General features: G+C 60.4%; 9 protein-coding genes. 4 read left to right on the top strand and 5 right to left on the bottom strand.

Annotated elements, in window-relative coordinates; all coding sequences use genetic code 11:
* Positions 1-82: 82 nt before the first annotated feature.
* From DOM27_RS12375 to acnB, 3 genes are all read right to left on the bottom strand, one after another.
* Positions 83-1,897, bottom strand: coding sequence for a glycerophosphodiester phosphodiesterase (locus DOM27_RS12375; RefSeq protein ID WP_110656260.1), 1,815 nt, complete (start codon positions 1,895-1,897; stop codon positions 83-85).
* Positions 1,898-2,098: 201 nt separating this feature from the next.
* Positions 2,099-2,692, bottom strand: coding sequence for an outer membrane beta-barrel protein (locus DOM27_RS12370; RefSeq protein ID WP_110656259.1), 594 nt, complete (start codon positions 2,690-2,692; stop codon positions 2,099-2,101).
* 273 nt (positions 2,693-2,965) lie between these two features.
* Positions 2,966-5,569 (bottom strand): bifunctional aconitate hydratase 2/2-methylisocitrate dehydratase, encoded by a 2,604-nt coding sequence (acnB, locus tag DOM27_RS12365; protein ID WP_110656258.1) that lies wholly within the window; start codon positions 5,567-5,569, stop codon positions 2,966-2,968.
* Between the two features lie 487 nt (positions 5,570-6,056).
* On the opposite strand from acnB, the gene DOM27_RS12360 reads away from it, so the two are divergent.
* Both DOM27_RS12360 and DOM27_RS12355 read left to right on the top strand, forming a co-directional pair.
* Entirely contained in the window at positions 6,057-6,701 is a 645-nt protein-coding gene (locus tag DOM27_RS12360) for a MiaE family protein (protein ID WP_110656257.1), read from the top strand.
* A 209-nt stretch (positions 6,702-6,910) separates the two neighbouring features.
* The gene (locus DOM27_RS12355) at positions 6,911-10,759 is read left to right on the top strand and encodes an ATP-binding protein (protein ID WP_342588617.1); all 3,849 of its coding nucleotides are present in this window, start codon (positions 6,911-6,913) and stop codon (positions 10,757-10,759) included.
* 146 nt (positions 10,760-10,905) lie between these two features.
* Here the strand turns inward: DOM27_RS12355 and DOM27_RS12350 are convergent, their stop codons facing one another.
* Both DOM27_RS12350 and DOM27_RS12345 read right to left on the bottom strand, forming a co-directional pair.
* Positions 10,906-11,628 (bottom strand): UDP-2,3-diacylglucosamine diphosphatase, encoded by a 723-nt coding sequence (locus DOM27_RS12350; protein ID WP_110656255.1) that lies wholly within the window; start codon positions 11,626-11,628, stop codon positions 10,906-10,908.
* A gap of 50 nt (positions 11,629-11,678) precedes the next feature.
* Positions 11,679-12,173: a peptidylprolyl isomerase gene (locus tag DOM27_RS12345; RefSeq protein WP_110656254.1), complete on the bottom strand. Its 495-nt coding sequence runs from the start codon at positions 12,171-12,173 to the stop codon at positions 11,679-11,681.
* Positions 12,174-12,369: 196 nt separating this feature from the next.
* Between DOM27_RS12345 and DOM27_RS12340 the strand changes: the two genes are divergently transcribed.
* Together DOM27_RS12340 and cysS are read left to right on the top strand one after the other, a co-directional pair.
* Positions 12,370-14,112 carry a glutamine--tRNA ligase/YqeY domain fusion protein gene (locus DOM27_RS12340; RefSeq protein WP_110656253.1) on the top strand — a complete coding sequence of 581 codons (1,743 nt, stop codon included), beginning with the start codon at positions 12,370-12,372 and terminating at the stop codon, positions 14,110-14,112.
* A 21-nt stretch (positions 14,113-14,133) separates the two neighbouring features.
* Positions 14,134-15,525 carry a cysteine--tRNA ligase gene (gene cysS / locus DOM27_RS12335; protein ID WP_110656471.1) on the top strand — a complete coding sequence of 464 codons (1,392 nt, stop codon included), beginning with the start codon at positions 14,134-14,136 and terminating at the stop codon, positions 15,523-15,525.
* Positions 15,526-15,594: the final 69 nt, after the last annotated feature.

Genomic DNA, 15,594 nt, shown 5'->3' with positions numbered 1-15,594 from the left:
GGCTTCTCCGCCGAGCCGGCGCGATACACTCGCGCTGGCTTTTCTTTTTCTGTTGGGTCGATATTTCGATGACGCCGATAACTCAGGTACGAAGCCAGTTGCGCAGTTTGACCAGCAGCAGTTCGCCGTCCGACATCTCGCGTCGCTCCGCGAGAATGGTGGTCAAGGCGTCGGGCCGGTCGGTAATGATGTTGTCAACGCCCATGTCGAGATAGCGTGACATGTCGCCGATGCCGTTGACTGTCCACACCGCGACGCCCCGACCTGTGCCGTGGATCGTCCGTAAAAGGTTCGGCGTTGCCTGGGTGTGGCGTAGACCGATGATGTCGGCATCGGTGGTATTGAGCGCGCCGGGCAGCACGAACTGCATGAACAGCGCGGTGTGCATGTCTGGCTCGATCGCTTTGACCCTTTCGATGACATCCGGCGAAAGCGAGGCGATGACGGCATGCTCGCTCATGTGGCTGGCCTTCAACTGCGTGATGACCTTGCGCGTTAGTTCCTCGGCGGTGCCGGGAGCCGGCTTGAGTTCGACATAGAGGCCGATGCGGTCCTGAGCATTGTCGAGCACCTGCTGGAAGGTGGGAATGCGCTCGCCGACGAAGGCGTCGCCGAAGTAGGAGCCCACATCGACCTGTTCGATCTCCTCGAGCGTCATGTCGCTGATGTTGCGATCGACGCCGGTCAGACGGCTCAGGTTGTTGTCGTGCGAGACGATCACCTGACCATCGCCGCTCAGGCGCACATCCAGCTCGAGATAGTCCGCCCCGTCGACGATCGCCTGGTTCATTGATGCCAGGGTGTTCTCCGGCGCGACCAACGAGCTGCCGCGATGTGCAGTGATGGTGACGTGGTCGTTGATCTCGAATCCGTGCAATATCCAGCCCGCCTGGCCGAGCGCGAAAGCCAGCAGCAGAATTTCTGCGCCCCAGGCGATGACCCCGGTCCGCTGGGGCGTGGCAGCGGGACGAAATACCGTCGCTCGACCGGTGGCGCGATGGTATAGCGTGATCACCAGCATGCTGTTGGCCGCGATTCCCAGGAAGGTGAGCGCGATCGTGGCCACGATATAGAAAGCCATATAGGCCAGCATGGCGGGCACAAGCACGCTGTTGCGTTCGGGCAGGTGGCCGAGCAGAACGCCGCCAAGGGTGTTGAACCCTACGCTGAAGACGATCGGGATGGCGGCCACGACCAGCGCGATGCCGACCACCAGTAGCGCCATCCGTAGACGTCGTCCTTGCGTCAGTGCACGGCTGCGTTTCAACGCGGCGATAGGTTTCAGACCGTCCAGCATCATGGCAGGCAGTGCCAGAAACCAGCGGAAGTATAGGGCGGCGCTAAGCAGCACCAAGACCAGAAATAGGGGGACGGCGACGGCCAGAAATTCCCACAGTGCCGGCGGCTTGAGATGAATCAGGATGTAGGGTTCGATATCGCCGAGCATGGCGCCGTACAAATGGGCCAGGCCGATGGCGAAGGGTGCGGCAAGTAACAGATGGCTGCCGACCTGCAGGGACGTCAGTGCCACCAGCGCCGGAAAGCGTCTTATTACATGCCAGAGTGACCCCATGGCTACCCGATAGCGGTTACCAGCCTGGCTCGAGACGACCAGCATCATGCCGGCCTGTTGCAGGAAGATCACCAGAAAGCTGAGCACGATTGCCGTCAGCAGCCAGATCAAGCCCCAGGGAGAAAGAGCCACGTCCGCAATCTGATTGTTGCTGAGTACCGGCCGACCGATGCGCTGAAGAAGGCCAGACAGCGTATTGGCCGTCAGCGGCACCCAGACCGCCGATGCCAGCAACGTGAAGAAAAGATGGAAAGCGACCAGCGAGCGTAGATGGGCGCGGATCTGGCGGGCGATGTCTTGAATCAGCGAGCGGGGAGCTAACATAGCGTCGAGGCGGCGTTCCTTCCTGGATCGATAGGGCTCGGCGGTGGTGGCGGCGAGGGAAAATGTATCTGTAGTGTTGTCGTCAAACCGTCATCTTTGCAAGTCCGTGTGACGACGTACGAAAAGGCCGCCCATGGGCGGCCGGAAGATGACCTGAAAGGAAGGGCGAGAACACGTCCTCAAAGAATTTTCTGGGATTCGTCAGAACTGCCAGCCCACGGAGGCGGTGTAGGTATCAACCTTGAAATCGCTGTCGAAGTCGTAGCGTTCGTATTCGGTGCGTAGCAGCAGGTGTTGATAGCGGTACTGAACGCCCGCGCCGTAAACTGGATCGATGCCGTCGTTATCGTCAAGGTCGGACGTGGCACTCAGATTGCCTCGGGCTTCGGTTTCCCACTTGGCCATTCCCGCCTTGGCGAAGAACTCGAAACCGGCGCCAACCGGGAGTTTGCCCATCAGACTCAGGCCGTAGGCCTTGCTTTTGAGATCGACGACGTTGCCGCCGCGGATCAGGTTGGGTTTGCCCAGATCGGTATAGAAGGCTTCTGTGGCGAAATAGGGGTTATATTCGTAGCCGACGAAAGCCTTGTAAACGCTGTCGTCGTCGTCGACACCATAGTTCTCGCCCTCGGCGCCGGCAAATTTGCCGACGTCGCTATCGCTACTCTGTACCTTGCCGTAGCCACCGCCGATCCCGAGGTAGAGCCCATCGGCGTTGGCCGCTTGCGCGGTCGGCGCCATCAGCAGTAATGGGGAAAGCGCCATCGGTATGGCGAGCCAGGTATTGATTTTCATCGTGGTTCTCCCTTGAATGAGTCCGGATAAGCGTCCGTGACCTTGGGCCAATGCAGCGTTTCGAGTGGCCATGCGATGATCTTCGACGCTGGCGAACAGCGTTTGATGACTCGCTCAGACTTTATGATTAGGTCTGATAAGACGCAAGCGATCTCTAATGAAGGTGATATCCGGTAGCGGCAAAGTCGATTGTCATGGCGTAAAAAAACGCCCCGCAATGGCGGGGCGTTTCGGTAACCTCTTCATGAAGCTGCGAGCATCGGAAGAGACGTATCAGGCTTCCAGGGCGACCGGAATGACCGTCGCGGCCGCTTTCTGGAAATCCTCTATCTCATGGAAGTTCATGTAGCGGTAGATTTCTCCCGCCATGGCATTGAACTCACCCATGGTAGCTTTGTATTCCTCGACCGTGGGCAGGCGGCCTTCGACGGCTGCAATCGCCGCGAGCTCTGCCGAAGCCAGATAGACATCGGCACCGTCGCCCAGACGGTTGGGGAAGTTACGTGTGGAAGTGGACACAACGGTCGATTTCGGCGCCACACGGGCCTGGTTGCCCATGCATAGTGAACAACCGGGCATTTCCATGCGCGCGCCCGCTTTTCCGTAGATGCCGTAGTAGCCTTCCTCGGTCAACTGATGTTGGTCCATCTTGGTCGGCGGCGCAAGCCAAAGACGCGTTTTCAGGCTGCCGGCGGGCTGCTTCTCGAGCAATTTGCCGGCGGCGCGGAAGTGGCCGATGTTGGTCATGCAGGAGCCGATGAAGACTTCGTCGATCTTCTGACCCGCGACTTCGGAGAGCAGGCGGGCATCATCCGGATCGTTCGGTGCACACAGTACCGGCTGGTCGATCTCGGCCAGATCGATCTCGATAATGGTGGCATATTCGGCGTCGGCGTCGGCGCGCATCAGGCTCGGGTTCGCCAGCCAGGCCTCCATCGCTTCGATGCGGCGCTCCAGCGTGCGGCGATCGCCGTAGCCTGCGCTGATCATCCACTTCAACAGAGTGACGTTGGAGTTCAGATACTCGGTGACGCGTTCTTCGCCCAGCGTGATGGTGCAACCGGCGGCACTGCGCTCGGCGGAGGCGTCGGAGAGTTCGAACGCCTGTTCGGCGGTGAGATCCTCGAGGCCCTCGATCTCCAGAATACGGCCGGAGAAGATGTTCTTCTTGCCGGACTTGGCGACGGTCAGGTGGCCCTGCTGAATCGCGTAGTAGGGGATCGCGTGAACCAGGTCACGCAAGGTGATGCCCGGCTGACGTTCGCCCTTGAAGCGGACCAGCACTGATTCCGGCATGTCCAGCGGCATGACACCGGTGGCGGCGGCGAAAGCGACCAGACCGGAACCGGCCGGGAACGAGATGCCCATCGGGAAGCGGGTGTGCGAGTCACCGCCGGTACCGACCGTGTCCGGCAGCAGCATGCGGTTGAGCCAGGAGTGAATGATGCCGTCGCCGGGACGCAGCGAGACACCGCCACGATTCATGATGAAGTCGGGAAGAGTGTGGTGGGTCTCGACGTCGACCGGCTTGGGGTAGGCGGCGGTGTGGCAAAATGATTGCATCACCAGGTCGGCCTGGAAGCCGAGACACGCCAGATCCTTGAGCTCGTCGCGGGTCATCGGCCCGGTGGTGTCCTGAGAGCCAACGGTCGTCATTTTCGGCTCGCAGTACATGCCAGGGCGCACGCCATCCATACCGCAGGCCTTGCCGACCATCTTCTGCGCGAGGGTGAAGCCTTTGCCGGTATCGACCGGCTGCTCCGGCAGGCGGAAGATGTCCGATGCCGGCAGGCCTAGTTCGTTGCGCGCTTTTTCGGTGAGACCGCGACCGATGATCAGCGGAATACGGCCGCCAGCACGCACTTCATCGAGGATGACCTGGGTCTTGAGTTCGAAGGTGGAGACCACTTCGTCGCTGTCGTGACGAGTCACCTTGCCTTCGTAGGGATAAACGTCGATGACGTCACCCATGTTCAGTTGCTCGACGTCCATCTCGATCGGTAGGGCGCCGGCATCTTCCATGGTGTTGAAAAAGATAGGCGCGATCTTGCCGCCGAAGCAGAAGCCACCGGCACGCTTGTTGGGCACGTGGGGAATGTCGTCACCGAAGAACCACAGTACCGAGTTGGTGGCGGACTTTCGTGAAGAGCCCGTGCCTACCACGTCACCGACGTAGGCGACCGGAAACCCTTTGGCCTTGACCGCATCGATCTGTGTCATGGGGCCCTTGGAGCCGGCGATTTCAGGCTCGATGCCGTCGCGCGGATTCTTGAGCATGGCGTTGGCGTGCAGCGGGATATCTGGGCGTGACCAGGCATCCGGTGCCGGAGAGAGATCGTCGGTATTGGTTTCGCCCGGCACCTTGAATACCGCGATGCTGATCTTTTCGGGCAGGGCCGGCTTGGCCATGAACCATTCGGCTGCGGCCCAGGATTCCAGCACGCCCTGCGCAACGCCGTTGCCATTCTTGGCGCGTTCGGCGACGTCGTGAAAGGCGTCAAACATCAATAAGGTGTGCTTGAGCTGCTCACCGACTTCCTGAGCCAGCTCGCTGTCATCGAGCAACTCGACCAGTGTGGCAATATTGTAGCCGCCCTGCATGGTACCCAGCAGCTTGACCGCGTGAATCTTGTCGATCAGCGGAGAGCTGGCATCGCCCTTGGCGATAGCCGTCAGGAAGCCCGCTTTGACATAGGCAGCTTCATCGACGCCCGGCGGCACGCGATCGGTAATTAGTTCGAGGAGAAACACCTCTTCGCCGGCCGGCGGCTGCTTCAACAGCTCGACCAGTTGGGCGGCCATTTCGGCGTTCAACGGCTTCGGTGGCACGCCTTCCAGGGCGCGCTCCTCGACATGTTGGCGGTAAGCTTCAAGCACGGGGAGATCCTCATCGAGTGTTGGAGCCCGCATGAGCGATACGGTATAGGCGCCACTACACGGAACCTACTGGTCGCCCTTCGTTCGGCGGAGACAGTTCGGTTGCCTTGAGATAGTTCGGCTGCCATGGACCGGCTGCGGTGGGCGCTGCGGAGTCTACGTTAAACTGTCGACAATGTTAAGAAGCCTCCCATCAACGCGCTTGTCTTCGGTAGTAAATGGCACCAATGTCTGACAAATGGGTATCGCAGTCTGCCGGGACAGGCGCTACCATGGCCCAGATATGTCGAGTCCACTGTGATTCAACGCACGAGCGGAGCATCCCGTCGCGGCCGAGTCACCCTGCGCCGAGGATATCGACAAGGGCCGCTGGCTGCTCGACGCTTTGCTTTCTCGATGTCTCACGAATGACTCGGATGTTGCTCGTAACTCTTTCTACAGCCGATCGACAGTCCGTCGATGCTGAACGCCAATGACTATCGGACGAATGACTGCCAATACCGAACCCCAGACCGACGACCTGCTACCTGCCGAACTGCTGGCGTTTCTGCCATGTGATACACCGCAGCGCTGGATAGAGGCCGCGCTGGAGAATCCCGCGCTGCTGCTGATCGATCACGCGCAGTGTGAGAAAAAAGCCGCGTCGACAGCGATGAGCCTGATGTTTCGTTACGTCGATCGGCCTGAGCTATTGACCAAGATGTCGCAGCTAGCGCGTGAGGAGCTTCTTCATTTCGAGCAAGTGGTTGGGTTGATGCAGGAGCGAGGCATCGACTACTCGCATATCCAGGCCTCGCGTTACGCCGAAGGACTGCGAGAACATGTGGCCCGCGAAGAGCCGCAACGCTTGATCGACATCCTGATCGTCGGTGCCTTCATCGAAGCCCGCTCGTGTGAACGCTTCGCCCGTCTGATTCCCCACCTCGACGACTCGCTGGCCAGATTTTATCGCTCTCTGGTGCGTTCGGAAGGTCGTCACTTCGAAGATTATCTCGGTCTGGCCGAACGCTATGCCGACAAAGCGTTCGTCGCGGAACGCGTCGCACGGTTCGCGGCCCATGAACAGGCGCTGATCGAAGGCGAAGACGCCATGTTCCGCTTCCACAGTGGCGTGCCGGCCGCGGCGGAATGAGAAATCTGGTGCCGATCGACGATTGCGCTGTAATCGGTGGCGTCTCGATCGGAAGCCTTGATCGAGAGAAACCGCCGAACGGGCGCTTCGTCGATATGCAACGGGCGACTCCCTCTTCCATCGGATAACGGATGACAATGAACCCAGGTCGAGCCATAACAACAATCTCGCTCTTCGGACATTTTAGTTACCAGCGAGACGCACAGATCTTGACGCAGTTCAGTTATGACAAGGTCAAGGCGTTGCTGGTCTACCTGCTGATGCAGGACACACCGGTCAGTCGTGCTGCGCTGGCGGAGATGCTGTGGCCGGATCAGGGCGTCAAGTCGGGGCGAACCAATCTTCGCCACGCCTTGCACTGTCTGCGTCATAGCCTGGATGATCTCGCCGAGGCTTCGCTGTCCGTCACCCGTCAGACGATTACCTTCGAACTTCCGCTCGGGGTGGCGTGGGATCTGCGTGAAGCCGAGCAGTTACTGCAACGACCGCCGGCGGTCGAGACGCTGGAGCAATTGCTCGATTATTACCGCGGTGATCTGCTGGCGGAGTTGCATTTGGGGCATTGTGTCGCGTTTCAACAGTGGTTGGTGCGCACTCGGGGTGAGTGGCGCCAGCGTCTGATCGAATACGCCGAGCGAGTTCTCGAAGCCTCCGCCGCGCTACCGGAGGCGCTGCTGCGCACGCTGATTCACCGGATTCCCGACTATGGACCCTTTCACGAGCGGTTGGTGAGACAGCTTGCCGAGCACGGCCAGTTCGCTGCGGCCCGGGAGCAGTTCAACGCGTTTCTCCAGCATCTGGCGCTATCAGGGCAGCAACCCGAACCCGGCTTTCTACAGCTTGCACGGTTCTGGTCGGAGGTGCCGGCTCGTGGGCTGGGCGGCGTCGACTGGCCGAATCCGGTCAGCGGGCTTTCCTCCCCGGGTGCCGCGGGGGAGCAACAGGGCGTCTTCTGCTATGCGGCGGATGATATCGACTACCGTCAAATCACGGTTATGGCGATTGCGCTACGCCCGGAAGAGACCGGAAACGATCTCGGCCGGGCATTGGCTTGTCTAAAGGCGCAACAGCAGCTGTTTTCCTGGCTGGAGACGCAGTGTCGACATCTTGGCGGCTTCTGGCAGGCTGCCGTGGGCAGCGGGATCGGGCTTGCCTGTTTCGGGACTCACGGTCCGACCCATCAACTGGCTGAGTTGGTTGCGCTGTTCGAGCACTGTCGACAAGGGTTGTCCCGCGAACTCGAGAACGTGTGGGACGGTGGCGATTCGCCACCTCGCTTCACGCTGACCGCCGGCCTGGACAGCGGGCGGGTGATCTGGCTGCCGGAGCGCCAATCGATCGACCCCTTCGGTGATGTGACGCAGGTGGCGCTGGCAATGATGGCGGCTGCTCAGCGTAGCGAACTGGTCATCTCACTGAATGCCAGCCAGCATCTGCCGCCGGCTTTCGACCTCCAGTCTCGGCTTTCACCGCGTTTGATCAGCAGTGATGGACGGGTTCAGCGTCGCGGCTTAGTGCTCGGCGCGGGAGTGGCAGCGGGGCGCGAGACACTGCCGCCCAATCTGCTGGGCCGCGAGGGGGAGTTGCGTCAACTGCGGGACGCGCTGGCTCGGGTGTCGCTGGGGCTTCGGCAGAGCGTGCTGGTGCTGGGCGATACCGGTATCGGCAAGTCCGCGCTGATGATCCATTTTCGGGAATATCTCCAGCACGAGGACGCCGCAGTGTTCTGGCGTCCGACCACGCGACTTTCCAGCCAGACCTCCTACGGCCTGATTCACTCACTACTGAGATGGTATCTCGAGCAGGAGCCGAACCATGAAGTATTGGGCGCGTTGATCGATCGCACCCGAACGCTCGAGAAGATCGGCGACGAACGTCGCCAGCTAGTGATCGACGTACTGGCACGAGAGCCCCTGGCACGCGAGGACGCCGATGAGGCGGTGGAGCTGGTCACCCAGTTGATCCAGGCAATGATTCTCGAAATGACGGCGTCCCGTCGGCCGCTGGTCATCATCGTCGATGATCTCCAATGGCTGGACGAGCCCTCGCTCAAGGTAATACAGAATCTTCAGGCCAGACTGCCGATCCATACCGCCTCCATGCTGGTCGCCTCGCATCAGAACCGGGAGGTGCCTTCGGTCAGATTGAACTGGGATCAGCAGGTGATACTGGGACGCCTCGATACCCGCCAGTCCTCGGATATGTTGGACTATCTGGCTCGTCGTCACCGGCTCAAGCTCGGGCCGCGGCTGCGAGAACAGCTGATCGAGCGCTGCGAGGGCGTTCCGCTTTATCTGCAGGAGATCTGCCGACGCCTCGAGATCGATCGCCGTGAAGGTCGCCGGCTGGATGTCGATAGCCTTCCCAGCGGCCTGCTGGGATTGCTGGCGAGTCGGATCGATCAGCTGCAGGGCAGTCGCCAGGTTGCGCACATGGCGGCGACGTTCGGACGCCAGTTCGAGGCCGGCATGCTGCGCGAGTGTCTCGAGGCCGATGATGCTGCATTCAAGGTGGCGATGGAGCAGATGCGGCGGCTGGAGATCATCGAACCCTGTGAAACCTATCCGTACGACTTTCAGTTTACCCATCCACTACTGCAGGAAGCGGCCTATCTTTCCTGCCCACAGGATGTGCGTCTGGTGCTGCATCAGCGGGTCGTCGAACTGATCGAGTCCCGTTATCCCGCCTGGATCAGCCGTCACCCCGGTGATTTTGCCGAACATCTGCGCCGCAGTGGCGATTCGGCCCGAGCCGCACGCTATTTCGAAATGGCGGCGAGAGGAGCGCTCAAGGTCAGTGCCAATCGCACCGCACTAAAAATGGCGGAATCGGGTCTGGCCTGTCTGGGAACCTCCGCCGCCGATGGCGCCGAGCGTCAGGTCAGCTTGCTGACGGTGAAAGGGCAGGCGTGCTATGCGCTGGAGGGACACGGTTCGCCGACGGCACAGGAGAGCTTCCTGCAGGCGCAGAAGTTATGGCAGGGCGCGGCACTGGACGAGGAAGAAGCCGACGATCAGGCGTTCCTGGTGACCTGGGGTCTATGGGTCGGGGCAAGCCAGCGCCACGCCAACCAGGAGGCGGAGTCACTGGCCATGCAGCTGCGCGAGTTGGCGCAGCGGATCGACGATCCCCGCTATCAACGGCTGGCACTTTACGCCCGTGCCCACGGTGAATACTGGAGCGGCCAGGTCGCACTCGCCTACGAGCATCTCGACCAGATCGATCCGCTCAATCAGCCGATGGTGCTGGAATGGCTACCGTATTCCGATCATCCGCAGGTGGCGGCGGCCTGTTACCAGAGCTGGGCGTTGTGTCTGCGCGGAGATTACCGCCGCGCGGAACAGCAGATGGAAGCCGCCATTCGGCTGGCCGAATCCGTGCGTCATCCAGGGTCGTTGGCCATGGCGCTGATCTTTGCCGCGTCGCTCTATCGGCAGCTGGGCCATATCCACCTGGCGACCGAGCGCGGGCGCCGCGCCCATGAGATGACACGCACCGCGGATCTTCAGCGCTGGCACTTGGAGGCCGAATGCGTGCTGGGATGGGGTCAGTCGTTGGCCGGGGAGGCCCAGGGCTTCCAGCGAATCGAGGCCAGTGTGCTCCAGTTGAGTGAGTTGACCGGTCGCGAGCCTTGTCAGCGCCCGTTCCTCTGGTATGGAGATGCCTGCCTGGCCCTCAACGATGTGGCCCGCGCGGTGGCCTACCTCGAGCCCTGTCTACGTCAGGCAAGATCGCGGCGTTCACTGATGATGCCGCAGATAGCGCTGCAGATGGCTCGTGCCAAGCATCGCATGGGTAACGATCTTTCAGAGGTGGCCGAACTGATTGAAGAGGCGAGAAGCTGGGCCATCGATGCAGGCAGCCCTCATATGGAGCTGAAGAGTCTCGAGATGTGGCTATCTCTGATCGACCCGGCGGATACGGACAAGCAACGTGCGCTGCGCTATCGGCTGGGTGAGGTGGCGCTATCCGATGCGCCGGTACTGATCCGCTGGCGAACGCTTCTTGATAATGTCAGTGCCTCGAGCCGAACACTGGACTACCAGCTGTCCCCATGACTCGCCGTCCGTATTTATGATTCCCGCCGGGTACCGACGCGGAGAATGACCCTGAGAAAGTCACAAGGCGCCTTGAGTGACGCCTGAAAAAACGCCCGGCTCGAAGTCTTGAGTCGGGCGTCTCTGTCTGGCGGTGTGTGCGGATGCTAAAGGGAAAATGATTCCAGCGTCAGCACCTCGTCTTCCACCCTTAGTTGCCAGCCCTTGTCGGGGCGCCAGTCGCCAAGCACGTAGCGTTTCGCTGGTTTGCCGTCGACGCTGAGGTCGTGGACCGCCGGGCGATGAGTATGACCATGGATCAAGACCTTCACGTCGTGACGCTGCATGATCTCGACGACCGCCTCGGGGGTGACATCCATGATGTCTTCCGCCTTGTTGGTATTGGCCTCGCCGGATTGCTCTCGCATCTTGCCGGCCAGCGCCAGGCGTTCGTCGACCGGCATCGCCAGAATCTGTGCCTGCCAGGCCGGATTCCGCGCCTGCCGGCGAAAGGCCATATAGCCTTCGTCGCGAGTACAGAGACTGTCACCATGCATCAAAAGCACTCGCTGCCCGTCCAACTCTACCTCCATGGGGTCTTCCAGCAGGGCGCAGCCGCTGTCGGCGGCAAACGATTCGCCGATCAGAAAATCCCGGTTGCCATGCATGAACGCCAGTCGGGTACCCGCCTCCGAGCAAGCTTTTAGTTCGTCGATGATCTGCTGTTCGAAGTCGCCGCGATAATCATCGCCGATCCAGGCTTCGAACAGGTCGCCGAGAATGGTCAGCGAAGAGGCTTCTCGCGCCGGGCCGCGTAGATAATCGATGAAACCCTTGGCGATATCCGGCTGCGAAGGATGAAGATGGAGATCGGCGATCAGCAGTTGCATACGGCGATTCTTTCCTGTCGTTGGGCGGTCGGCATCGAGTGAACGGGCAGTCAGGATTTGACTTCGGCGCGTTCGAGGATGACGTCTTCCGTGGGTACGTCACTGTGCATGCCGCGGCGTCCTGTGGCGACCTGGCGGATGTTGTCGATCACGTCCATGCCCTCGACCACGCGGCCGAATACGCAGTAGCCCCAGCCTTGAAGACTTTTGTCTCGGTGGTTGAGAAAGTCGTTGTCGGAAACGTTGACGAAGAACTGGGCACTGGCGGAGTGCGGATCCTGCGTCCGGGCCATGGCCACCGTGCCTTTCTGGTTAGTCAGACCGTTGTCGGCTTCGTTGTCGATCGTTGCCCGGGTGGGCTTCTGCTCGAAGTCCGTGTCGAAGCCACCGCCCTGAACCATGAAACCGTCGATCACACGGTGGAACAGCGTGCCGTTGTAATGGCCTTCCTTGACGTACTGCTCGAAGTTGGCAGCGGTCTTGGGGGCCTTGTCAAAATCGAGTTCTAGCGTGATGGCGCCGTGATTGGTATGCAAAACGATCATCGAAAATCCTGAGCGATTCGAGCGATGGAAAGGTGGCGGCCGGCTTGCCGCCGGCTGCGCGCGTCGCGCTATAATAGCGGTTTTGGGGCGGCGGGAGAAACCGCTGTCCGCGCGTGTTAACCTGCCGTTAAAAGGGTGCTGCCAAAAGGCAGCGCCGTTGGCCGAACATTCGAATTACAGAGGTTGCCTGCATTCCATGAGCGTCGAAAGCAACACGAACGCCAAGCGCGACGACGGTGGTATCGAAAGCCATAACGCCGGTGTCGACAGCCAGCACGGGGCTCCGAATTTCCTGCGTAACCAGATTCGGAACGAGATCGAGTCGGGCCAGGCCACGACGATCGTGACTCGCTTTCCGCCGGAACCCAACGGGTATCTTCATATTGGCCACGCCAAGTCGATCTGGGTCAATTTTGGCTTGGCCGAGCAATTTGGTGGCCGCTGCCACCTACGGTTCGACGACACCAATCCTGCCAAGGAAGAGCAGGCCTACATCGATGCCATCCAGGAAGACATTCATTGGCTTGGCTACGAATGGAGCGGAGCGGTGCGCTTTGCTTCCGACTATTTCGACCAGCTCTACGCCTGGGCTCAGCATCTGGTGCGTGAGGGCAATGCGTATGTCGACGATCTGTCGCCGGACGAGATCCGAGAGTATCGCGGCACACTGACCGAGCCGGGTCGTCCTAGTCCTTATCGCGATCGCAGCGTCGACGAGAATCTCGACCTGCTAGAGCGCATGCGTCTGGGCGAGTTCGAGGAGGGTGCCAAGGTTCTGCGTGCCAAGATCGACATGGCCGCACCCAACATCAATCTGCGCGACCCGATTCTCTATCGCATTCGTCATGCGACACACCATCAGACCGGTGATGCCTGGAAGATTTATCCTTCCTATGACTTCACCCATGGCCAGTCCGACGCCATCGAGGGCATCACTCACTCGCTGTGCACGCTGGAGTTCGAGGATCATCGCCCGCTCTACGAATGGTTTCTGGCACAGTTGCCGGTGCCGGCCAAGCCTCGCCAGACCGAGTTTGCACGGATGAACGTCAACTACACGGTGACTTCCAAGCGCAAGCTGAAGCTGCTGGTCGACCAGAACGTGGTCGACGGGTGGGACGACCCTCGCATGCCGACCGTTTCCGGGTTGCGTCGGCGGGGCTATACGCCGGCATCGCTACGCAAATTCTGCGACATGACCGGGGTCAGCCGAGCAGCCAATGTCGTCGATATCGCCATGCTGCATTTCGCCATCCGTTCGGACCTCGAAGAGAATGCGCCGCGCGCGATGTGCGTGCTCAATCCGCTGAAAGTCGTGTTGACCAATTTGACGACGGATCACGAGGAGGTTTTCGAGGTGGCGGGGCATCCGGCGCGTGAGGACATGGGCACTCGCCGGATGCCGCTGACCCGGGAAGTCTGGATCGATCGCGACGATTTCATGGAAGAGCCGCCGAAGAAGTTCTTTCGTCTGGCACCGGGCAAGGAAGTGCGCCTGCGTAACGGCTACGTCATCCGCTGTGACGAGGTGATCAAGGGCGACGATGGCGAAGTCGAGGCTCTCCACTGCAGTGTCGACTTCGATACGCTGGGTAAGAATCCGGAAGGGCGAAAGGTCAAGGGCGTCATTCACTGGGTCAGCGCTGAATACGGCGTGCCGGTAGAGGTGCGTCTTTATGACAACCTGTTCCTGGACGAAGCGCCGGACCGCGATAAAGACGCCGATTTCCTCGAGCACCTCAACCCCGATTCTCTGGTGACGGTGGAAGGCATCGCCGAGCCGGCGCTGGCCGACGTCGAGCCCGAGGCGCGCTATCAATTCGAACGCGTTGGCTACTTCTGTGCCGATCGTCACGCCTGCCGCGATGGCAAGCTGGTGTTCAATCGCACGGTGGGGCTCAAGGATAGCTGGGCCAAGATTCAGAAGAAGCAGGGCTAAGGTAACGAGAGCATGAGCGCGCTGGAAATCTACAATACGTTGACGCGGCGCAAGTCGACGCTGGAACCGATCGAGCCCGGCAAGGTGAGAATGTACGTCTGCGGAATGACGGTCTACGACTACTGCCACCTGGGCCATGCCCGCGTGATGGTGGCATTCGACGTGATCACGCGATGGCTACGCCAGACCGGGCTGGATGTGACCTACGTCCGTAACATCACCGATATCGACGACAAAATCCTGAAACGTGCCGAAGAAAATGGCGAGTCGATTTCGGCGTTGACCGAGCGCATGATCGCAGCGATGCACGAGGACGAGGCGCGACTGGGCGTGCTACGTCCGGATGCGGAGCCGCGGGCTACCGGCCATATTCCGCAGATCGTGGCGATGATCGAGCGCTTGATCGACAGCGGCTATGCCTACGCTGCCGTCAACGGCGATGTCTATTATCGCGTCCGTCGGTTTACCGGCTACGGCAAGCTCAATAATCGTAATCTCGACGATATGCGGGCAGGGGCACGTGTCGATGTCGACGAACACAAGGAGGACCCGCTCGATTTCGTGCTGTGGAAATCGGCCAAGTCCGGCGAGGCCAGTTGGCCGTCGCCCTGGGGTGAAGGTCGTCCTGGCTGGCACATCGAGTGCTCGGCGATGTCGACCTGCTGCCTAGGCGATACTTTCGATATTCATGGCGGCGGGCCGGATCTGACGTTCCCGCACCACGAAAACGAGATCGCACAGAGCGAGGCGGCGACCGGCAAGCCCTATGTCAACGTCTGGATGCATGCCGGCGCGGTGCGCGTGAATCACGAGAAGATGTCCAAGTCTCTCGGCAACTTCTTTACCATCCGAGAGGTGCTGGAAGTTCATGACCCGGAGGTGGTGCGATATCTACTGGTTGCGAGTCATTACCGGAGCCCGATCAACTATGCACCAGAGTCGTTGAGCGAGGCGCGCAAATCGCTCGAACGCTTCTATCATGCTCTCGACGGTCTCGAGTTGGTTCATGGTGACGTCGAGGGCATCTACGCCGAGCGATTCTCGGCCGCGATGAGCGATGATTTCAACACGCCGGAAGCGCTGTCGGTGCTGTTCGATCTGGCGCGTGAAATCAATCGGCTACGCGCCGCGGAACCGGTTCATGCCGGGGCGCTGGGTCAGGAGTTGAAGCGGCTGGCAAGCGTGCTGGGCTTGCTCGAGCGCGCGCCGGCCGAATTCCTTAAGGCCGGTGCAGACGAGCTTTCCTTGAGCGCAGAAGAGGTCGAAGCGCGGATAGAGGCGAGAGCGGCTGCCAAGAATGCTCGCGATTTCGCTGAAGCCGATCGGATCCGTGACGAGCTCGCGGCATTGGGTATCGTGCTCAAGGACTCCCGTGAGGGGACCCGCTGGAGTTTCGACTCGCCGCAAGCGTGATCATACGATCTTGTCGAAATCGATTGTCGACAACGAAGAACCCNNGGGTTCTTCGTCGTAATGCATGGT

This window comes from Salinicola halimionae (genome assembly GCF_003206065.1).
Taxonomy (GTDB): Bacteria; Pseudomonadota; Gammaproteobacteria; order Pseudomonadales; family Halomonadaceae; genus Salinicola; species Salinicola halimionae.
The sequence above is the reverse complement of the archived record's forward strand: the minus strand, read 5'-3'. Positions and strand labels throughout refer to the sequence as shown.

Bases quoted from the DNA above. Each gene is read 5' to 3' on its own strand.
- DOM27_RS12375 (WP_110656260.1), bottom strand. From the start codon at position 1,897: ATGTTAGCTCCCCGCTCGCTGATTCAAGACATCGCCCGCCAGATCCGC.
- DOM27_RS12370 (WP_110656259.1), bottom strand. From the start codon at position 2,692: ATGAAAATCAATACCTGGCTCGCCATACCGATGGCGCTTTCCCCATTA.
- DOM27_RS12360 (WP_110656257.1), top strand. From the start codon at position 6,057: ATGACTGCCAATACCGAACCCCAGACCGACGACCTGCTACCTGCCGAA.
- DOM27_RS12350 (WP_110656255.1), bottom strand. From the start codon at position 11,628: ATGCAACTGCTGATCGCCGATCTCCATCTTCATCCTTCGCAGCCGGAT.
- DOM27_RS12345 (WP_110656254.1), bottom strand. From the start codon at position 12,173: ATGATCGTTTTGCATACCAATCACGGCGCCATCACGCTAGAACTCGAT.
- DOM27_RS12340 (WP_110656253.1), top strand. From the start codon at position 12,370: ATGAGCGTCGAAAGCAACACGAACGCCAAGCGCGACGACGGTGGTATC.